Origin of the sequence: Trichormus variabilis 0441 (assembly GCF_009856605.1) — a bacterium.
Classification (GTDB): Bacteria; Cyanobacteriota; Cyanobacteriia; order Cyanobacteriales; family Nostocaceae; genus Trichormus; species Trichormus variabilis.
The window spans coordinates 3,954,417-3,971,680 of the sequence record NZ_CP047242.1 but is presented as its reverse complement, the minus strand read 5'-3'; the positions used below and the strand labels follow the sequence as shown (position 1 = coordinate 3,971,680).

At 42.0% G+C, this 17,264-nt stretch carries 13 protein-coding genes; 6 read left to right on the top strand and 7 right to left on the bottom strand.

What is annotated here, in order from left to right; translation table 11 throughout:
• The first annotated feature begins 42 nt into the window (after positions 1-42).
• The gene (locus GSQ19_RS16185) at positions 43-681 is read left to right on the top strand and encodes a histidine phosphatase family protein (protein WP_011318964.1); all 639 of its coding nucleotides are present in this window, start codon (positions 43-45) and stop codon (positions 679-681) included.
• 102 nt (positions 682-783) lie between these two features.
• Here the strand turns inward: GSQ19_RS16185 and GSQ19_RS16180 are convergent, their stop codons facing one another.
• On the bottom strand, positions 784-2,439 hold the full coding sequence (locus tag GSQ19_RS16180; protein ID WP_011318963.1) for a sensor histidine kinase: 1,656 nt from the start codon (positions 2,437-2,439) through the stop codon (positions 784-786).
• A gap of 720 nt (positions 2,440-3,159) precedes the next feature.
• Between GSQ19_RS16180 and GSQ19_RS16175 the strand changes: the two genes are divergently transcribed.
• Positions 3,160-3,864 (top strand): P-loop NTPase family protein, encoded by a 705-nt coding sequence (locus GSQ19_RS16175; RefSeq protein WP_011318962.1) that lies wholly within the window; start codon positions 3,160-3,162, stop codon positions 3,862-3,864.
• A gap of 426 nt (positions 3,865-4,290) precedes the next feature.
• On the opposite strand, the gene GSQ19_RS16170 is transcribed toward GSQ19_RS16175, so the two are convergent.
• The 4 genes from GSQ19_RS16170 to GSQ19_RS16155 form a co-directional block, all read right to left on the bottom strand.
• Positions 4,291-5,883 (bottom strand): iron uptake porin, encoded by a 1,593-nt coding sequence (locus GSQ19_RS16170; protein ID WP_011318961.1) that lies wholly within the window; start codon positions 5,881-5,883, stop codon positions 4,291-4,293.
• 343 nt (positions 5,884-6,226) lie between these two features.
• On the bottom strand, positions 6,227-7,225 hold the full coding sequence (locus GSQ19_RS16165; protein ID WP_011318960.1) for an ABC transporter permease subunit: 999 nt from the start codon (positions 7,223-7,225) through the stop codon (positions 6,227-6,229).
• Positions 7,222-8,775 (bottom strand): sugar ABC transporter ATP-binding protein, encoded by a 1,554-nt coding sequence (locus tag GSQ19_RS16160; RefSeq protein WP_011318959.1) that lies wholly within the window; start codon positions 8,773-8,775, stop codon positions 7,222-7,224. Before GSQ19_RS16160 ends, GSQ19_RS16165 begins: the two co-directional genes overlap by 4 nt.
• A gap of 67 nt (positions 8,776-8,842) precedes the next feature.
• The gene (locus GSQ19_RS16155; protein ID WP_011318958.1) at positions 8,843-9,874 is read right to left on the bottom strand and encodes an ABC transporter substrate-binding protein; all 1,032 of its coding nucleotides are present in this window, start codon (positions 9,872-9,874) and stop codon (positions 8,843-8,845) included.
• 403 nt (positions 9,875-10,277) lie between these two features.
• Here GSQ19_RS16155 and GSQ19_RS16150 point away from each other — a divergent pair, with 403 nt between their 5' ends.
• The gene (locus tag GSQ19_RS16150) at positions 10,278-11,303 is read left to right on the top strand and encodes a LacI family DNA-binding transcriptional regulator (RefSeq protein WP_041456200.1); all 1,026 of its coding nucleotides are present in this window, start codon (positions 10,278-10,280) and stop codon (positions 11,301-11,303) included.
• Positions 11,304-11,337: 34 nt separating this feature from the next.
• Here GSQ19_RS16150 and GSQ19_RS16145 read toward each other — a convergent pair whose 3' ends face one another.
• On the bottom strand, positions 11,338-12,468 hold the full coding sequence (locus GSQ19_RS16145; protein WP_104009913.1) for a tRNA-dihydrouridine synthase family protein: 1,131 nt from the start codon (positions 12,466-12,468) through the stop codon (positions 11,338-11,340).
• Between the two features lie 247 nt (positions 12,469-12,715).
• Here GSQ19_RS16145 and GSQ19_RS16140 point away from each other — a divergent pair, with 247 nt between their 5' ends.
• The 3 genes from GSQ19_RS16140 to GSQ19_RS16130 all read left to right on the top strand — a co-directional run bounded on the left by GSQ19_RS16140 (position 12,716) and on the right by GSQ19_RS16130 (position 16,294).
• Complete coding sequence (locus GSQ19_RS16140; RefSeq protein ID WP_011318955.1) at positions 12,716-14,134, top strand: carotenoid oxygenase family protein; 1,419 nt, start codon at positions 12,716-12,718, stop codon at positions 14,132-14,134.
• Positions 14,135-14,256: 122 nt separating this feature from the next.
• Complete coding sequence (locus GSQ19_RS16135) at positions 14,257-14,658, top strand: fasciclin domain-containing protein (protein ID WP_041456199.1); 402 nt, start codon at positions 14,257-14,259, stop codon at positions 14,656-14,658.
• A 265-nt stretch (positions 14,659-14,923) separates the two neighbouring features.
• Complete coding sequence (locus GSQ19_RS16130; protein WP_011318953.1) at positions 14,924-16,294, top strand: lipid-A-disaccharide synthase-related protein; 1,371 nt, start codon at positions 14,924-14,926, stop codon at positions 16,292-16,294.
• Between the two features lie 177 nt (positions 16,295-16,471).
• On the opposite strand, the gene GSQ19_RS16125 is transcribed toward GSQ19_RS16130, so the two are convergent.
• A complete protein-coding gene (locus GSQ19_RS16125; RefSeq protein WP_011318952.1) occupies positions 16,472-17,146 on the bottom strand; it encodes a carbonic anhydrase in 675 nt (224 codons plus the stop codon).
• Positions 17,147-17,264: the final 118 nt, after the last annotated feature.

The window sequence follows — 17,264 nt, the reverse complement described above, 5'->3', positions numbered from 1 at the left end:
TATTTCTGCACAAACTCCTTTATCCCAATCGCAATATAAGCTATGACACTCAATTTATATTTACTGCGACATGGAGAAACTACTTTTAGTCAAAGTGGTAATTTCTGCGGTAAAACTGATGCAGATTTGACCTCTGAAGGGGTGCAGATGGCAGAAAGTTTTGCTAAGGTTTATCAAAAATTGAAGTGGGAAGCGGTTTATGTTAGCCCGATGAAACGCACAATTGCCACAGCCAAGCCATTTTGTGATGCTATTGGTATGGAGATGCAGTTGCGTGACGGACTTAGAGAAGGTAGTTACGGCGAATGGGAAACTAAGAGTAAAACCTTTGCCCAAGAGAATTACTCAGAAAACTATGTCAAATGGTTGACAGAACCCGCTTGGAATGCACCACTAGGTGGCGAAACGGCGGTAGATATTGCTAATCGTTCTATGCCTGTAATTGCGGAAATTCAGGAAAAACATCCCCAAGGCAATGTTTTAGTAGTTTCCCATAAAGCCACGATTCGGATTATGCTTTGCAGTCTACTAGGGATTGATTTGGGACGCTATCGCTATCGGGTGAATATTTTGGTCGCGTCGGTAAGTATGGTAAAATTTGACGTTAATGGCCCTTTATTAGAAATATTAGGCGATCGCCATCACATACCCGATCATATTCGCTCTCGTCCGGGAACATAACAGTCTCTACTAGTAGTTTGTCAAGAAACTATTAGACTTGTCCAAAAACCCCAAAGCCCAGGGACACCTATTTTTACTTCGACAATTGTTAAATAGCGTTATCTAATTCGTGAATGTAGACGAATTTTGAGTAATTGGAATTTCAATCACAAATTCTGTACCTTGTTCTTCTGTAGAATTACAGTACAGCTTTCCAGTATGCTTCTCCACAATAATTTGGTAACTAATTGATAATCCTATACCCGTACCTTTACCTAGTGGCTTAGTTGTAAAAAATGGATTAAACAATTTGTCACGAATATTTTCTGGAATACCTATACCATTATCGATAATCCGAATTTGTATCCAAGATTCATTCATTTGATGAGTGCAAATCTGAATCCTAGAAGGGCTATTCTTAATTTCATCATCTGTGCGTTGCCAATTATATTCATGTAAAGCATCTATGGCATTAACAAGAATATTCATAAAAACCTGATTGAGTAAACCAGGATAACATTCTACCAATGGTAATGAAGCATATTCTTTGATGAGCAAAATTTCTGGATGTTTGTCTATAGCTGTCAATCGGTGAGATAGAATCATCAAAGTGCTATCAATTCCTTCATGAATATCGACTGATTTAATTTCGGCTTCATCAAGGCGAGAAAAATTACGTAGGGATTTAACAATTTTCTCAACTCTATCAGTGCCGTATTCTATAGAGTTGAGGATTTTGATAAAATCTCCCTGGATAAATTCTAAATCTATCTCGTTAATTTGTACTTGGATAATATCGGGGGGTTGGGTATAGTAATCTTGATAACTCCGTATTAGGTTTAATAAATCCTGGGAGTATTCCTTGACATAACTAACGTTGTTTTTAACAAAAGTAATCGGATTATTTATTTCATGGGCAATACCAGCCACCATCTCACCCAGAGATGACATTTTTTCAGTTTGAATTAATTGAAGCTGAGTTTGTTGTAATTTTTGTAATGTTTGGGTTAGTTGATCATTTTTATATCGCAATTCTTTTGCTCTTTTTTCTACGCGCATCTCTAATTCATAATTGAGATCCCTGAGTGTTATTTGAGCCATTTTACTGGTTGTTAAATAATTCTTTAATAAACGTAATACCAATAACCATGAAGGGATAAGAAAAGCCAAGCTAGTAACTGAGCCACCAATTGACCACAATAGATATATTTTATATTTTAAGACTCTTTCATCTATCAGTATAGCGATCGCCTGATTGATTTTATTAACACCGGATGCGTACTTTCGTTTCTCCGATTCATATTGTGAACTTAGTAAAAGTGATCTCGCAGCTAGTGCTTGGCCTTTTCTTACTAAATCAAAAGATTTATATTCCATCTCCACTAAACGTTTATTTGCTAAATCAGTTTCCTTAGCATCTTGATTATTATAAACTTCGGGCGCAAGTTGAATAGATTCTTTAATTACTGCATCTAATAAAGGTTCAAATTGACGATACCTTCTTTCCCACACAGAATTAGCTGTTACAGCATTCATGCGTGCTGACATTGTCAGAACTTCATCATAATAAGTAATTTTTTCACTAAGACTCTGTAGTCTTAATTCATTTTTGATAATACTATTGAAATCATTGTAAGCTTGCCAAGTGACCCATGTTTGTGGCAAAAATAATAGGAGAGTTAGTACAACCGTGAGAGTAATTAACTGAGATGGTAGCAGTTTGAACGGGAGACGAAGCAATTTAAAAAAAATTGATTTAATATCTAGCTTCTGAAACATAGTGAGACTATATATTAATTTTCGTAAGATACTTAATCTAGATTAATAAATAATTAGTAAATATCTGAATCTGATTTGATTGCTAAAAAGACAAGGCTAAATAGTACATGAGAACTATATCAGGTTAAGTTCCTCTTAACCCAAGGCAAAATTTTTTTCGCACTATTTGATCATGTTATCTGAATCAGGCTTTGTTAGCGATCGCATAACCAAGAAAAGCTTCGATGATCGTACTTTAATTTTGGCAAAAACGCTACAAATAGCTAATTTTAGACAAAAATCAAATCAAATTTTCATATTGTCTATATCCGTCCTTGCTCACCGTGTTTTCTCTTAACTGTGACGAGGCAAAAGTAAAACTAAGGAAGAGCAAGAAACAGAGGATTTTCATCTAACCTTGAGAGGAAGTATCGATGATTTTATTGCCAGTGATTCCAGAGAGATATATGGAAATCACCAGGGATAGTAAAGTTATGTTACACAGATGAGCTAAATCCTGAATTTGAGTTTGCCTCAGGCTCAACTATAAACACTATGATATGGTGGGCATTGCCTAGCGTATAGATACTGCGATTTGTTCAAGCATCAAATCAAATTCTTATACTAAGCTATAACATCATCTAAAGATGATATTTGCACTGTGCGGCAAACTTTTGGTCAACATTAACCCTGATAAAATCAGGAAATCAATACTAGGTTTAAAAATAGAGAGGTGCAGCTATGCCAACAATTCATTTGATAGATGGAGAAAAAGGAGGGGTGGGAAAGTCTTTAGTCGCTAGAACGATGATTCAGTATTGTCTGGATAATAATATGCCATTTGTACCTGTAGAAACCGATAGGTCAAATCCAGATGTAGCTGGGGTTTACAAAGGTATATGTCAGTATGCGGTATTTACAGAGGATGAAAGGCACGCAGATAAGGCGGATAAAATTTTTGAGATAGCAATGAATAAAACAGTGATTGCTAATCTTGCGGCTCAATCTCATAGAGCCGTTAAGGGATGGATTGAGAAGAATCATTTAATTGAACTGGGAGAGTCGCAAGGAGTAGATTTTTGTAAGTGGTTTGTGTCAACAGGAGGGTATGACAGTCTTAATCTATTTAAGCAGTCTGTAAATAGTTATGGTGGTAAAGTTCCTCATATATTAGTGAAAAATCTCGGCCTATGCGATGACTGGGAACACGTAAACTCAGATGCAACGATCCAAGAGGTAGTAAAAAAATATAATGTTAAGGCTATAGATTTTCCCAAACTTGCCTATAAAGAAAGAAATATAATAGACCAGCATAGATTAACCTTTGCAGATGCAAGAGAATATAAAGAATTTGGCATCATCAGCAAACAGAGAGTGGTAAATTTTCTCAAGCTTGCCTATGCTTCTTTTGAAACCGTGGGTATTTGGTATGAAGAAGTTAAATGATAGAGCAACACAGGTAATTAGGACTTACACACTGACTCAAAAAACTCTTGTGAGTGTGGTCAATAGTCAATAGTCAATAGTCCAAAAACCTTGATTTTGACTATTGACTGATGCACTTTATTCTGCGCTGTAGAGACGTTGTATGCAACGTCTCTACATCATTTACTTGGGGCAACTTCATAGAGAATTGGTATAAGTCCTAATTACTTAAGAAAATTTGCTCATGGTAAAAATACCAATCATCACTGCTTTCATTAGTTTTAGTCGAAAATACAGTAGATTTACTGAGATATTTTATGCCGTATTCAGATAAACTCTATTCACTCTAAGTTATTACCTACTTAGTTTTACATACTACTGCTCTTTCTGAAATTGCCTAATCAATGCACCTACTCGTTAGGTGCATTTGTTTTGTCAGTAACTTACTTAGAAATCGAATGTTGTACGAACTACTCCCACATATTGAGTATCGTTATTGCGATTATTTTCTGGGTTAAGAATCATCCAGAAGCCAGGAGTTATGGATATATTGTCGTTAAGTCGCCAACGATAAAACGCTTCTAGGTGGTAAGAATTATCCCCCTCTTCACGGACGTTACTGTTAGAAACGCGTGGTGGCAAACCCAAGAGAATTCCTGGCAAATTGCCCTTACCACCCACATCGGGAAACGACATACCAATTGCCCCAAACCAAGCATTAGCATTATCACCACTGTTGACGAACAGAGAATCAGTACCACCCCTGCCATTAGAGATATCACTAAAACCAGAGTTCTTGGCAGTCGCCCAAATATACCCACCCCAAGCGTGAACTTGGAATTTGGGAGAAAAGCGATAGTATCCCTGTACACCAACGATACTGTTAGCAGTAGCTATACTGTTGCCAAAGGGGGCGCTGGATAAGGCGCTACCTCTACCGGCGGTGATATCCACAGTGCCAGGAGTGTTGTATCCATGAGAGTAGGCAACACCAATTGATCCTTGCTGGCCGTAATAGACGAGATGGGCTAGAGCGTTGTAGCCACCATCAAATAAACCATTGGTTGGTGTGGGGTTATTGGGACTATTGGCTAAATAGCCAATAGTTAAAAGCAAGTCTGGGCGAATCTTCCAGTTAGCGGCTGCACCACCGCCACCGCGCTCGAATAGTAGACTATTTTTACCAAATAATGAGGGAATCCCATTACCATCATCGGCGATCGTGGCAGGAGTCACGTTATCGGTGATGTCGTTGTAGCCAATACCTGTGGGGCCGACGACGAAGGAAAGGGAATTACTCACAGGGAAGTAGTAACGGATGTGGGGGACGAAAAGTGTATTGTTGCTGTCATTATCAAAGTTTAACCGTGTCATCCCTGTGCCTGTGGCGGCGGCTATTTGGCTGGAGCCATTGTTATTAGCAAAGTTGCCAAATTCCAGCCGGACTCGCAATAAATCTTTGCCTGTGAAACTGCTTTCTAAATTGAGACGACCGCGAGTCGCAAAGAATAGGTTGGTTTCATCCCGTGTACTGCCTACTTTGTTACCAAAGGTATCACTAATGGCAGTAATAATTTGTCCATTCAGCCTAGTGGTGGTGGAAAACTGCTGCTGTTCCAGTGTCGCTGTTCGTGCTTCTAAGTTATCTACTCGCCCGCGCAGGGTTGCCAGTTCTGTGGCAAAATCTGTTTGTAATTTTTGTAATACTGCTAAGTCTTCTTGATTGACTAAATTGTTGGTAGCTGTGGCAATTAACTCATTGATGCGATCTAAGCAAGCATTGATACCTGCGGCGAATTCATAACGGCTTAGGGGGCGATTGCCTCTATAAATGGAATTGGGATAACCTGCTATGCAACCGTAGCGTTCCACTAATGATTGCAGTGCGGCAAATGCCCAATCGGTGGGCTGGACATCGGAAAACTGGGAAACTGATGTGACTTGTTCTTGTAAGGTGTCAGAGTTATCTAAGGGTGTAGCCCAGACTGCGGTTGAGGTCAACAATAAGAGCGAAAAACTAGATAAAAGATGTTTCAGCATTGGTGTAGTATTATGGTTGGCAAAAAATCTGCATTACAAGTTGGAAATCTCTTGCTAGGTCTATCCTTAAGAGATTTCGACTTTTGTATTATTGGAACTTACAAAGAATTTTTTCAGCCTTTACAGTTGGTGATCCTATTGTTCACGCAACGAGAAACCCGGTTTTCATTTTTCAACGCAAAGGTACAGGAAGGTTAGCGCAGAGTTACGCAGAGGTTCTCTGAAGATTATTTGCTATGTTCGAGAATTATCAAAAATTGGTGTTTTATCTGGGTTGTCTTGAAAGCAGTGAGTGGGAAGTAGGGAGACAATATTTTTGAATTGATTGCTCCCTTGTCTTCTTTTACCGTCGGGAACGTCTGCGGAGTCTGTCAATCATGACTGCGGCGATAATGACTAGTCCTTTGACGACTAGTTGCCAGAAGAAAGACATATTTAAGAGGGTCAAACCGTTGTTGAGAACGGCGATGATTAATGCACCAAGGAGTGTGCCGCCTATGGTGCCGATGCCGCCTGTGAAGCTGGTTCCACCAAGAATTACGGCGGCGATCGCATCTAATTCGTAGCCTTGTCCTAACATCCCGGTGGCGCTATACAAACGGCTGGCGCTCATGATTCCGGCTAAACCTGCTAGTAATCCACTCACACCATAGACAAATAACAACACGCGATTGACTTTAATACCTGTTAAGCGTGCGGCGCGTTCGTTACCACCCACTGCATATATCTGTACACCTAAAACAGTTTGTCTGAGGACGAACCAACTCACGGCTACAGTCAATAGGGCGATGATGACTAGCCAGGGAAGAAAGCCTACATAGCTATTACCTATCCAAGCAAAATTGATATTGCGATTAATAACTGTTGTGCCGTTGGCTATTAAAAAGGCAGCACCTCTTAAGGCGGTTAATGAACCCAAGGTGACGATAAAGGGGGGGACATCTAAAAAGGTGATGAGAGCGCCATTGAGTAAACCCAAAAGTAATCCTGTCAACAAACCCACCGGGACAGCCGCCCAACCTAATGCAGGAAGCAGGGATACTAAGACTGTGACTACCGCAGATACAGCCAAGATTGACCCAACGGAAAGGTCAATTCCGCCGGTGAGAATGACAAATGTCATCCCGGTTGCCAGCACAATATTGATTGAGGCCTGACGCAAGATGTTGACGGCGTTACCTGCTGTGGGAAAGTTGGGGCTAAGGAGAGAAAATAAAATGCAGATGATAACCAGGATTGGTAGGATACCTGCAACTTGCAGAAGATTGTTGATTGATTGACGCTGGCGTGATTTGGGATGCTCGTTTGGTCTTTTGTTGGCAGGTCTTAAGGTTTGACTCATGATGCGGTTACCTCCGATGCTCCAGTTGCATAGTGCATAATGTTTTCTTGGGTGATTTCTTTGCCGATGCTATTGTCTAGTTCACCTACCAGTTGTCCTTCTCGCATCACTAAAACGCGATCGCTCAAGCCCACAATCTCTGGTAGTTCGCTGGAAACCATGAGAATGGCTACCCCTTGGGCTGATAGGTCGCTGATAATCCGGTAAATTTCGCTTTTAGCACCGATATCTACGCCCCTTGTCGGCTCATCTAGCATCAAGACTCTGGGGTTAATGGCTAACCAACGCGCCAGCAGCAGTTTTTGTTGATTCCCACCGGAAAGATCCACGGCTCTAATTTCTAAGTTCGCCAGGCGGATATGGAAGTTTTCTACTGCATCTGTGGCAATCTTATTCACTGAACCCCAGTTAACGATGCCCAAATTAGCATCTTGCTTGAGTCTATTGAGTCCAATGTTCTTACGGGAACTCATCTCCAGAAATAAACCTTGGTCTTTGCGGTCTTCTGGGACATAGCCAATACCGACGGCGATCGCATCACTGGGGGAATGAATCTCTAGTTTTTTGCCATTTAAAAATACTTCACCGCTTACTTTGCGATCTGCGCCAAAAATCAGCCGGGATACCTCTGTGCGTCCTGCACCAACTAACCCCGCTAGTCCGAGAATTTCCCCAGCCCGCAGTTGAAAACTAGCTGGTTGGACTTTGCGCCCATCACTAATATTTCTCACTTCTAGGACCACTGGGCCAGGATTGCTTTGCCTTTGATGTTCATAAAAGTCCTGCATGGAGCGACCGACCATCATCTGTACCAATCGCTGGGGAGAAATCTCCTCACGGGTTAAACTACCGATGTATTGACCATCCCGTAGTACACTAATCCGGTCAGCTAGGGCATAGATTTCTTCCATGCGATGACTGATGTAGATAATGGCAATCCCATCATTGCGGAGTTTGCGAATCACCTCAAACAAACGCTCCGTCTCACGGTCAGACAGTGCGGCTGTTGGTTCATCCATTACCAAAATCCGGCTATTGTCTTTCAAGGCTCTAGCAATTTCTACTTGCTGTTGTTCGGCGATCGCTAATGTGCCAACAATATCAGTTGGTGCAAAGCTAGCCCCCAAGCTTGCTAACACTTGTTGGGCTTCCAGTTCCATAGCCTTGCGGTCTAAAAATTGACCCCGTGTTAACTCGCTCCCCATAAAAATGTTTTCGGTAACGGTTAAATTGGGTGCAACATTGAGTTCTTGATAAATCAAATTGATACCGGCTTGGCGTGCTGTCCCCGGATCGGTAATTTTCACCCCTTTACCATTGATGCGAATCTCCCCTTCATCGGCAATATAAGCCCCAGCGAGAATTTTCATCAATGTACTTTTACCAGCCCCATTTTCACCCATGAGGGCGTGAACTTCCCCCGGATAAATGGTGAGATTAACACCTTGCAAAGCCGGAACACCATGAAATCGTTTCGCAATCCCCTGCATTTCTAATACAGGGGTGGCAGTCGCAGGTGGAGAAAAATCTGTTTTAATATTTGTTGTCATTGGTCAATAGTCAATAGTCAGTTGTCAGTTGTCAGTTGCTCCCCTACACCCCTACACCCCTACACCCCTACCAGCCTGTAGATGTACTCACGTTCTCTTTCGTAATCAACTTGGCAGGAATCAAAATATTGGGTGATTCAGGTTTTTTGCCATGTAAAATGTCGTTGCCTACCTGAATGGCTGTTTGCGTCATTCCTCTGGGGTTTTGCGTTGCCGTTGCTGCATATAAACTATCTCCAGAGGCGATCGCTTCTATGGCTTCTGGCGCACCGTCAACTCCCACAATGAAAAAGTCTTGGCGTTTGGCTTGGTTGGCGGCTAGGTCTACTCCCACACCGCTAGGATCGTTGATGGCAAAGACAGCATCAATCTTGGGGAATGTGACTAACAAATCACTCATTACCCTGAGTCCGCCATCTCTGCTACCTTCTGCATTCTGGTCTTTAGAAAGTAGTTTGATATCGGGATATTTGGCTAATACTTTCAAGCAGCCGTCCACTCGCTGAATTACCGATGTTACTGGCGGCCCGTTGACTATGACTACATTACCTTTGCCTTTGAGGCGATCGGCTATATATTGGCAACTGATTTCTCCCGCTTGCACATTATTGGTGGTGACGGTAGCGTCTATGTCTGCTTCTATTGCCGTATCTACTGCAATTACAACCTTACCTGCTTGCCTTGCTTGGTCAACGGCTGGTCTGATTCCTTTACTGTCAGCAGCATTGATGATAATCAGGTCAGTATTAGCCGCAACGAAATTCTCAATTTGGTTGAATTGCTGGTTCAGGTCATAGCCGCTAGAAACTACAGTTACTCTGACATCCTCACCACCGATTTTCTTGGCTTCTTTCTCGGCTCCCTGGGCCATGACAACGAAGAAAGGGTTACTCAAATCCCCCAGGGTAACACCAACCGATCGCAATTTATGGGGAGATCCATTGTTGGTCTGGGTATTGGTATCAGTGTCAGCAGCCGTTGGGCCATTGGGAGAAATGTTTGTGCAGCTGACAAGAGTACCACTGACAATACTTAATAAAGTTGCTGCGTAGACGCGTAGCAGCTTGTCTTTAGACATCGCCTGTTTTTTCACATCCATCTATATCCTAAGTAGAAAAACTGGGAAAAATTTAAATATGTGTAGAAAAGTTAACTAAACTAAAACCCACTTTAATCGTCCCTTGTAGCGGGTATTTTCTGTCTTATCCTAACGATAGATATTTATGCCGACCTGTTTTGAAAATGGGGATAAGGGATTCAAGAGTGGGGGTAGGGGTGTAAGAGTGTAATGGCTTAGGGGAAAGACTTTTTCATATTTGGTTATGAGATTTTTTGGTGAATAGTTGACTTGTAAAGTTTTGCGTACTGAGTATTGAGTTTCAGTCCACAAGAATTTTTTTTAGGTTATGCACAGGTGTGCATAACCTATGCTTTTTATCTTTGCACACCTGTGCATAAAATATATGTTAAGTTTATTTACGTTACCTACAGCAATACTGAAAATGAGTGAACGAAAGATTTCCATTGAAGATATTGCTCGAAAAGCAGGCGTTTCTCATTCCACAGTTTCACGAGCTTTACGAGACAGTCCCCTAATTAGTTCTCAGGTACGGGAGGACATCAAAAAACTCGCACAGGAGATGAACTATGTTCCTAATGCGATCGCTAAAAGTTTACAAACTCAACGCACTTATACTGTTGGGGTAGTTGTCACTTCCATTGCCGATCCCTTTTTTGGTGAGTTAGTAGAAGGAATTGAACAAGTTGCCAGACTTGCCGGCTTGAATGTGTTGTTAAGTGCTTCACACGGAGATTTTGAGCAAGAAATAGGAGCCATTGAGAATTTTCATTATCGGAGAGTAGACGGTATCTTGGTAGCGGACTCACGAATTAGCAAACAGTACACCAAACAGTTAACACAATTTACTGTGCCAACAGTTCTAATTAATATAGACACCGAAGATCAAGGCAAAACATTTCACTCAGTGGCTATAGATGATCGCTTAGGTGGCTCTTTAGCAGTAGAACATTTAATCGATATGGGACACACTTCTATTGCTTATCTAGGGGTGGGTGATGGCAGCAAGGCAGATCAACAGCGTTTAGAAGGATATAAAATAGCTCTGAACCAAGCAGGTCTACCACAAAATCCGGCTTGGGTGGCAATTAACCAAGACCCGAAAATCATCAACGATATTGATATTGGCAAAAAAATGCTACCTCAACTAGTTGAAGCTGGTGTAACTGGCATTTTTTGTTACAACGATATGGTAGCAGTTGGCGCTCTTTTAGCTTGCAAAGAACTAAGTATTTCCGTACCAGAAGATTTAAGCCTCGTGGGATTTGATAACATCGCTCTGAGCAGTTATATTACCCCACCCCTAACAACAGTCAGCCAACGAATGTTAGAAATGGGTGAGTCTGCAATGACGATGTTAGTTGACCTATTACAAGGTAAAGCTGTAGAAAATCTGCTTTTATCTCCTTTTTTAGTCAAAAGAGATAGTACTAGGACTTACGCAGTATGACTAATTTTCTGGTTTTTTTGTCAATAGTCAATAGTCAATGGTCAAAATCAAGGTTTTTGGACTGTGGACTATTGACCGAAGAGGTAGAAGAACAGGGAAGGGAAAATACTTTCTCCCCTGCTCCCTGCTCCCTGCTCCCCTGCTCCCCTACGCCTGAGTAAGGTGCTAAGGCTAAAGTTTGCGTCAGATCACTAAGTAAAAAGCGATCGCAGAGGTTAAACATTTCCACTTCGGTCTGTGTCCGTCGCATCAGTCGCAGGAACTGACCTTCAGCATCGACACTTAGGGCAATATAATTGAGGAACATTTTTAAGTAGCCTACGCGCGATCGCTCTGGCATAGTTGCGGCTGTCGGGGTTTGCCATAAACGATCAATATAGTTGCGTACTTCTACTAAAGGAACAGGGGTGATTGGTTCTCCTCGTAAAGCCTGGCGAATCTGATTAAATAGCCACGGATTCCCAATAGCCCAGCGTCCCACCATCACACCCGCCGCACCTGTTCGCTCCAGCACTTCTAAGGCAGTTGTGGCGGAGTGAATATTGCCATTAGCCAGTACTGGACAATCCACTCGTTTCACAGCTTCCGCAATCAAATCATATTTCACTGCCCCGTGGTACATATCTTTGACTGTGCGACCATGCAGACTCAGCAAATCAATGTTGTGGCGATTGACGATATCGAGAATTTCGTAAAAGGTATCTGTATTTTCAAAGCCTACCCGCATCTTGACTGTTAAGGGGCGATCGCTCACTGCCTGGCGTAGTTCTGCCAAAATCTGCTCCACTTTCCCAGGTGAGAGTAGCAATCCACCCCCGACATTTTTACGATAGATTCTCGGTGCGGGACAGCCCATGTTCAAATCAACTCCAGCGATATCATAGTGGCAGAGTTCCTTGGCGGTTCTCACCAAGTCGGGAATACTTTCCCCAATCATTTGGGCAAAAACAGGGCGACCTGTATCATTTTCGGTGATGGCTGCCAGAATACCGCGATTGAGCCGCGAAGTATCATTTACGCGAAAATACTCAGTAAAAAAGTAGTCAGGACTACCGTAGTGGGCGATGACCTTCATAAACCAGAGGTTTGTCACATCCTGCATGGGTGCAAGGGCGGTGAAGGGTTGGTCTTTCTGAAGCGATTGGGGCAGCGATACCTGGGGCATAGACATTCGGGCGATCGACAAACTTGATTGTCATACCTAATGTTACAATAGAAACACCGAGAGATATTTTGTCAAGCCAATTGGCAGTTTGCAATTATAAAAGTCACTCAACATAGATCAGAGTGTTGGGTTACGCAAAGCCTCCACCCAACCTACATTTTAGGCTTGTCACGCCAGTCAGTATGATAGTGGTGCATGACGGCTATATATCATTTACTCACACACATTTCTTAAGTTAGCAACTTATATGCAGATAATTGATAAAAAATCAAGTAAGAAAGCCTGGGCAAGTGCATTAACTGAACCAGCCAAAGAATTTCCCCTGACTCAGTTGTCCATTATCTCTGGTAACATCCCTGAAGGATTGCGGGGTACACTCTACCGCAACGGCCCTGCCAGGTTAGAACGTGGCAGGATGCTTGCAGGACACTGGTTTGACGGTGATGGGGCAATTTTGGCTGTCAACTTTACCGATGGCGGTGTGAATGCAGTTTACCGCTATGTACAGACTATTGGCTATCAAGCAGAAAACGCCGCCGATAAATTTTTGTATGGCAATTATGGCATGACTGCACCAGGCCCCGTTTGGAATCAATGGCGCAGACCAGTTAAAAATGCTGCCAATACCTCAGTCTTAGCATTACCAGATAAACTTTTGGCATTGTGGGAAGGTGGAAAACCTTACGCCTTAGATTTACAGACTTTAGAAACCTGGGGCGAAGATAATTTAGGTGGTTTAAGTAATGGATTAACTTATTCTGCCCATTATAAGCAAGACCCCCAGACCAAGGAAATTTTTAATTTTGGTATTAGCTTGGGGCTAAATGCCAAGTTGAATGTTTACAAAAGTGACTCTACAGGTCAAATTATCCAAAAAGCTGCATACCCCTTAGATGGTCTACCACTGATACATGATTTTGTTTTAGCAGGACAATATTTAATATTTTTCATTTCCCCTGTGCGGCTGGGTATGTTGCCTATATTGTTGGGGACTAGCAACTATAGTGATTCTATGCAGTGGCGACCAGAATTAGGGACTCAGATTTTGGTTATTGACCGCGACAGTTTATCTTTAGTCAGTCGAGGCGAAGCAGAACCTTGGTATCAGTGGCATTTTGCTAACGGTTATGTAGATGCTAGTGGTGCAGTCATTGTGGATATTGCCCGTTACGAAGATTTCCAAACTAATCAATATCTCAAAGAAGTCGCTACTGGTAAAACTCACACACCTGCTCAAAGTACACTGTCACGGGTCACTTTACATCCCCAATCTGGCAAAGTAGCCGCAATTGAACAACTGTTAGATAGACATTGTGAATTTCCTAATGTTCCACGGCAAAATGTCGGTCAAGAGTCTCGATATACCTATATGTCAGGATTCCGCCAAGGCACAGATATCAGCCAAGAACTATTAAACACCATCGCCTGCTTTGACCACAAGACACAAACCCTCACCGAAGCCTACCCAGGAGAAAACTGCTATCCGTCGGAACCCATCCTTGCGGAAAATTGGGTCTTAACAGTGGTATATGACGGCAATTCTCATGGTAGTCAAGTTTGGATATATGATAGCGAGCGCCTCAATGAAGAACCAATCTGCAAACTAAAATTACCCAGTATCATCCCTCATAGTTTTCACGGTACTTGGAAATCACAGAAGAGATAAGGTTGAGTCAGCTTCAAAATAGTTCTGGCTGACTCAAATTAAGTACATCTCTAAAGATAGATACAATCCTTCATAAGAAAGTTTATTTTTGTATCTAGATGTACAGAAACTTATCAAAACACATGGCTGACATTGTTGATACTGCTGTAAATGCTGGCTCCTTTAACACTTTAGTTGCTGCGGTTAAGGCTGCTGGGCTAGTAGATACTCTCAAAGGTGTTGGTCCATTCACAGTTTTTGCACCTACCGATGAAGCATTTGCTAAACTGCCACAAGGTACTGTGGATGCTTTGCTAAAAGACATTCCCAAGCTCAAGAAAATCCTGACTTATCATGTTGTTTCGGGTAAAGTTCTAGCTGCTGATGTAGTTAAGCTGAAGTCAGCCACTACTGTACAGGGTTCAGATGTAAAAATCGACGCATCTAATGGTGTCAAAATAAATGATGCTAAAGTTGCGACTCCCGATGTTGCTGCTGATAACGGTGTTATTCATATAATTGATACCGTGCTGATTCCTGCGTAAGCAAGCATTTGCATAAATAACACATTTTTGGGGCAGCGATTAACTACAGTCGCTGCCCCATTATTTTATAATTCTTCACACTCCCTGGAATTCTCTTTCGGGGATTCTTGCTACCCTACGGGAACGCTACGCGAACAGCAAGCATACATCGGCTGTCTGACGGCGGAAAAATATTGAACCTGATTGTGTAATTCTTATATGGATACATAACTTACTTCCACCTAGTGGAATTAACTAGAGCTTTAACTTTGATATTTTTTTTCCTATGAGTGATGTGTCCCGTTTATCCCTAGCTTCTAACTCACCAACTGCAACCCCTCGGTTGCAATTACTGGTACTAAGTAACGGTCATGGGGAAGATGTGATTGCTGTCCGCATTTTGCAAGCGTTATTACAGCAAGCAAACCCACCAGATATTTATGCTTTACCTCTGGTAGGTGAAGGACGGGCTTATGAAAATTTAAATATCCCCCTGATTGGTGCAGTGCGTACCATGCCTTCTGGCGGCTTTATCTACATGGATGGGCGACAATTGGCGCGGGATGTACGCGGGGGTTTAGTGCAGCTTACCTGGAGTCAAATTCAAGCGGTGCGGCGTTGGGTAAGTTCCCAAAAAAAATTAGGTAATAATAACGCCATTCTCGCGGTAGGCGATATTGTCCCTTTATTGTTTGCCTTTATCAGTGGGGCTAATTACGCTTTTGTGGGGACAGCGAAATCAGAATACTATGTGCGGGATGAAGTAGGGGTACTACCAAGGAAATCAAAAGCAGCCCGTTGGGAAAACTTTTCTGGTTCAATTTATCATCCGTGGGAACGGTGGTTGATGAGTCGTCGCCGTTGTCGCGCGGTGTTTCCTAGAGATGGTTTGACTACACAAACCCTAAAAAATTGGCCGATTCCCGCTTTTGATGTCGGCAACCCGATGATGGATGGTCTAGAACCAAAAGTTTCACCACAGTTATTTTACATGGCCAATGCTCGCTATCAAGAGATGGACAGACCACTGGTAATTACCCTGCTTCCTGGTTCTCGTCCACCAGAGGCTTATCAAAATTGGCAGGTAATTATGACTGGTGTTTCTGCCTTAATGGGGAGTTTTCAAGAACGGGATACATTTTTACCCAATTCGGGCAGTGTGATATTTTTAGGAGCGATCGCATCTGGTTTAGACTTGAATATACTTGCTCAAACTGTGCAATCCCAAGGTTGGCGACCCCACGCAGATTTACCCTTACCTCTGCAAGATAGCAATGCGTTGATATTTAAACAACGTAACGCCTATTTAATTTTGACTCAACAATCATATAATGAATGCTTGCATTGGGGTGATGTAGCGATCGCAATGGCTGGTACAGCTACAGAACAGTTTATCGGTTTAGGTAAACCTGCGATCGCTATTCCTGGAAAGGGGCCACAATATAACCCTGGTTTTGCCGAAGCCCAAAGCCGACTTTTAGGCTTATCCCTGATTTTAGTCGAAGAAGCAGTACAAGTAGCTCAAGTAGTGCGATCGCTTTTCACCAACCCTGACAGCCTACACATCATCAGAGAAAATGGAGTCCGCCGCATGGGTAAACCAGGTGCAGCAAAGCGTATTGCTGAATGTTTATTAGAAAAGTTTGGTAATTGGTAGTGGTGATACCGTTTCTTAATAGAAGATGTGCTTTATTTTGGACTGTAAAGACTTTGCATACAACGTCTCTACACCCTTACACCCTTACACCCTGTCTCAACAGAAAATCTGGGTGCGTAAGCCCTAATAAAGTTCCACATATTTATACTGAGAAAAACTACTATAAAGCCTATATTTTTAGGCTGAGTGTAAATTTGTCAAAGGATTAGGCACAGGAAATAGACGATTCTCTATAACTTTAAATTGACTATTTTCAGCATCATAAGCAAACACTTCTCCAGTTTCAATTTCATAAATCCAAGCATGAAGTGTCAGCTGACCACTATGAAGTTTAGAACGGATTACGGGGTAAGTCTCTAAATTTTCTATCTGTGTAAGAACGTTTTGCTCAATAGCAATTTTTAACAGTTTCTCGTGAGAATAACCTTGGTAGTTGTCCATCACAAGGCGGCGGGTAGCTTCAGCATGACACCTCAACCATTCATAAACTGAAGGCATTTGTTGGGCAAGATTCCCTATTTGCAGTAATCCCTTCATCGCACCACAATGAGAATGTCCACAAATAACAATATCTTTAATACCTAAAGCCTCAACAGCATATTCTATCCCCGCAGCTTCCCCACCGTTCAACCTACTATAAGGTGGGATAATATTACCAACATTGCGAATCACAAATAAGTCCCCTGGTTGGCTTTGTGTGATTAAGAACGGATCTATTCTTGAGTCTGAGCAAGTGATAAACAAAAGCTCAGGATTTTGCCCATGAGACAAATGCTCAAATAACTCACGATGAGCTACAAAATAGTTGTCATGAAATTCATTTAGCCCAGCGATAATGCGCTTAATCGGCACAGTTAAATTCTCCTTAATCAACTATTAATATATTGTTGCTTATGTGTTTCCAACTGATTCATGACTCAATTATGAATTGTAACTCCAATTATGCTTAATAACTCATAATTTATCAGTA

What these genes read in the sequence shown, in the direction of transcription:
- GSQ19_RS16150 (WP_041456200.1), top strand. Translation starts at nt 10,278, where the DNA reads ATGAGTGAACGAAAGATTTCCATTGAAGATATTGCTCGAAAAGCAGGC.
- GSQ19_RS16130 (WP_011318953.1), top strand. Translation starts at nt 14,924, where the DNA reads ATGAGTGATGTGTCCCGTTTATCCCTAGCTTCTAACTCACCAACTGCA.
- GSQ19_RS16155 (WP_011318958.1), bottom strand. Translation starts at nt 9,874, where the DNA reads ATGGATGTGAAAAAACAGGCGATGTCTAAAGACAAGCTGCTACGCGTC.
- GSQ19_RS16185 (WP_011318964.1), top strand. Translation starts at nt 43, where the DNA reads ATGACACTCAATTTATATTTACTGCGACATGGAGAAACTACTTTTAGT.
- GSQ19_RS16165 (WP_011318960.1), bottom strand. Translation starts at nt 7,225, where the DNA reads ATGAGTCAAACCTTAAGACCTGCCAACAAAAGACCAAACGAGCATCCC.
- GSQ19_RS16170 (WP_011318961.1), bottom strand. Translation starts at nt 5,883, where the DNA reads ATGCTGAAACATCTTTTATCTAGTTTTTCGCTCTTATTGTTGACCTCA.
- GSQ19_RS16145 (WP_104009913.1), bottom strand. Translation starts at nt 12,468, where the DNA reads ATGCCCCAGGTATCGCTGCCCCAATCGCTTCAGAAAGACCAACCCTTC.
- GSQ19_RS16160 (WP_011318959.1), bottom strand. Translation starts at nt 8,775, where the DNA reads ATGACAACAAATATTAAAACAGATTTTTCTCCACCTGCGACTGCCACC.
- GSQ19_RS16135 (WP_041456199.1), top strand. Translation starts at nt 14,257, where the DNA reads ATGGCTGACATTGTTGATACTGCTGTAAATGCTGGCTCCTTTAACACT.
- GSQ19_RS16140 (WP_011318955.1), top strand. Translation starts at nt 12,716, where the DNA reads ATGCAGATAATTGATAAAAAATCAAGTAAGAAAGCCTGGGCAAGTGCA.
- GSQ19_RS16175 (WP_011318962.1), top strand. Translation starts at nt 3,160, where the DNA reads ATGCCAACAATTCATTTGATAGATGGAGAAAAAGGAGGGGTGGGAAAG.
- GSQ19_RS16180 (WP_011318963.1), bottom strand. Translation starts at nt 2,439, where the DNA reads ATGTTTCAGAAGCTAGATATTAAATCAATTTTTTTTAAATTGCTTCGT.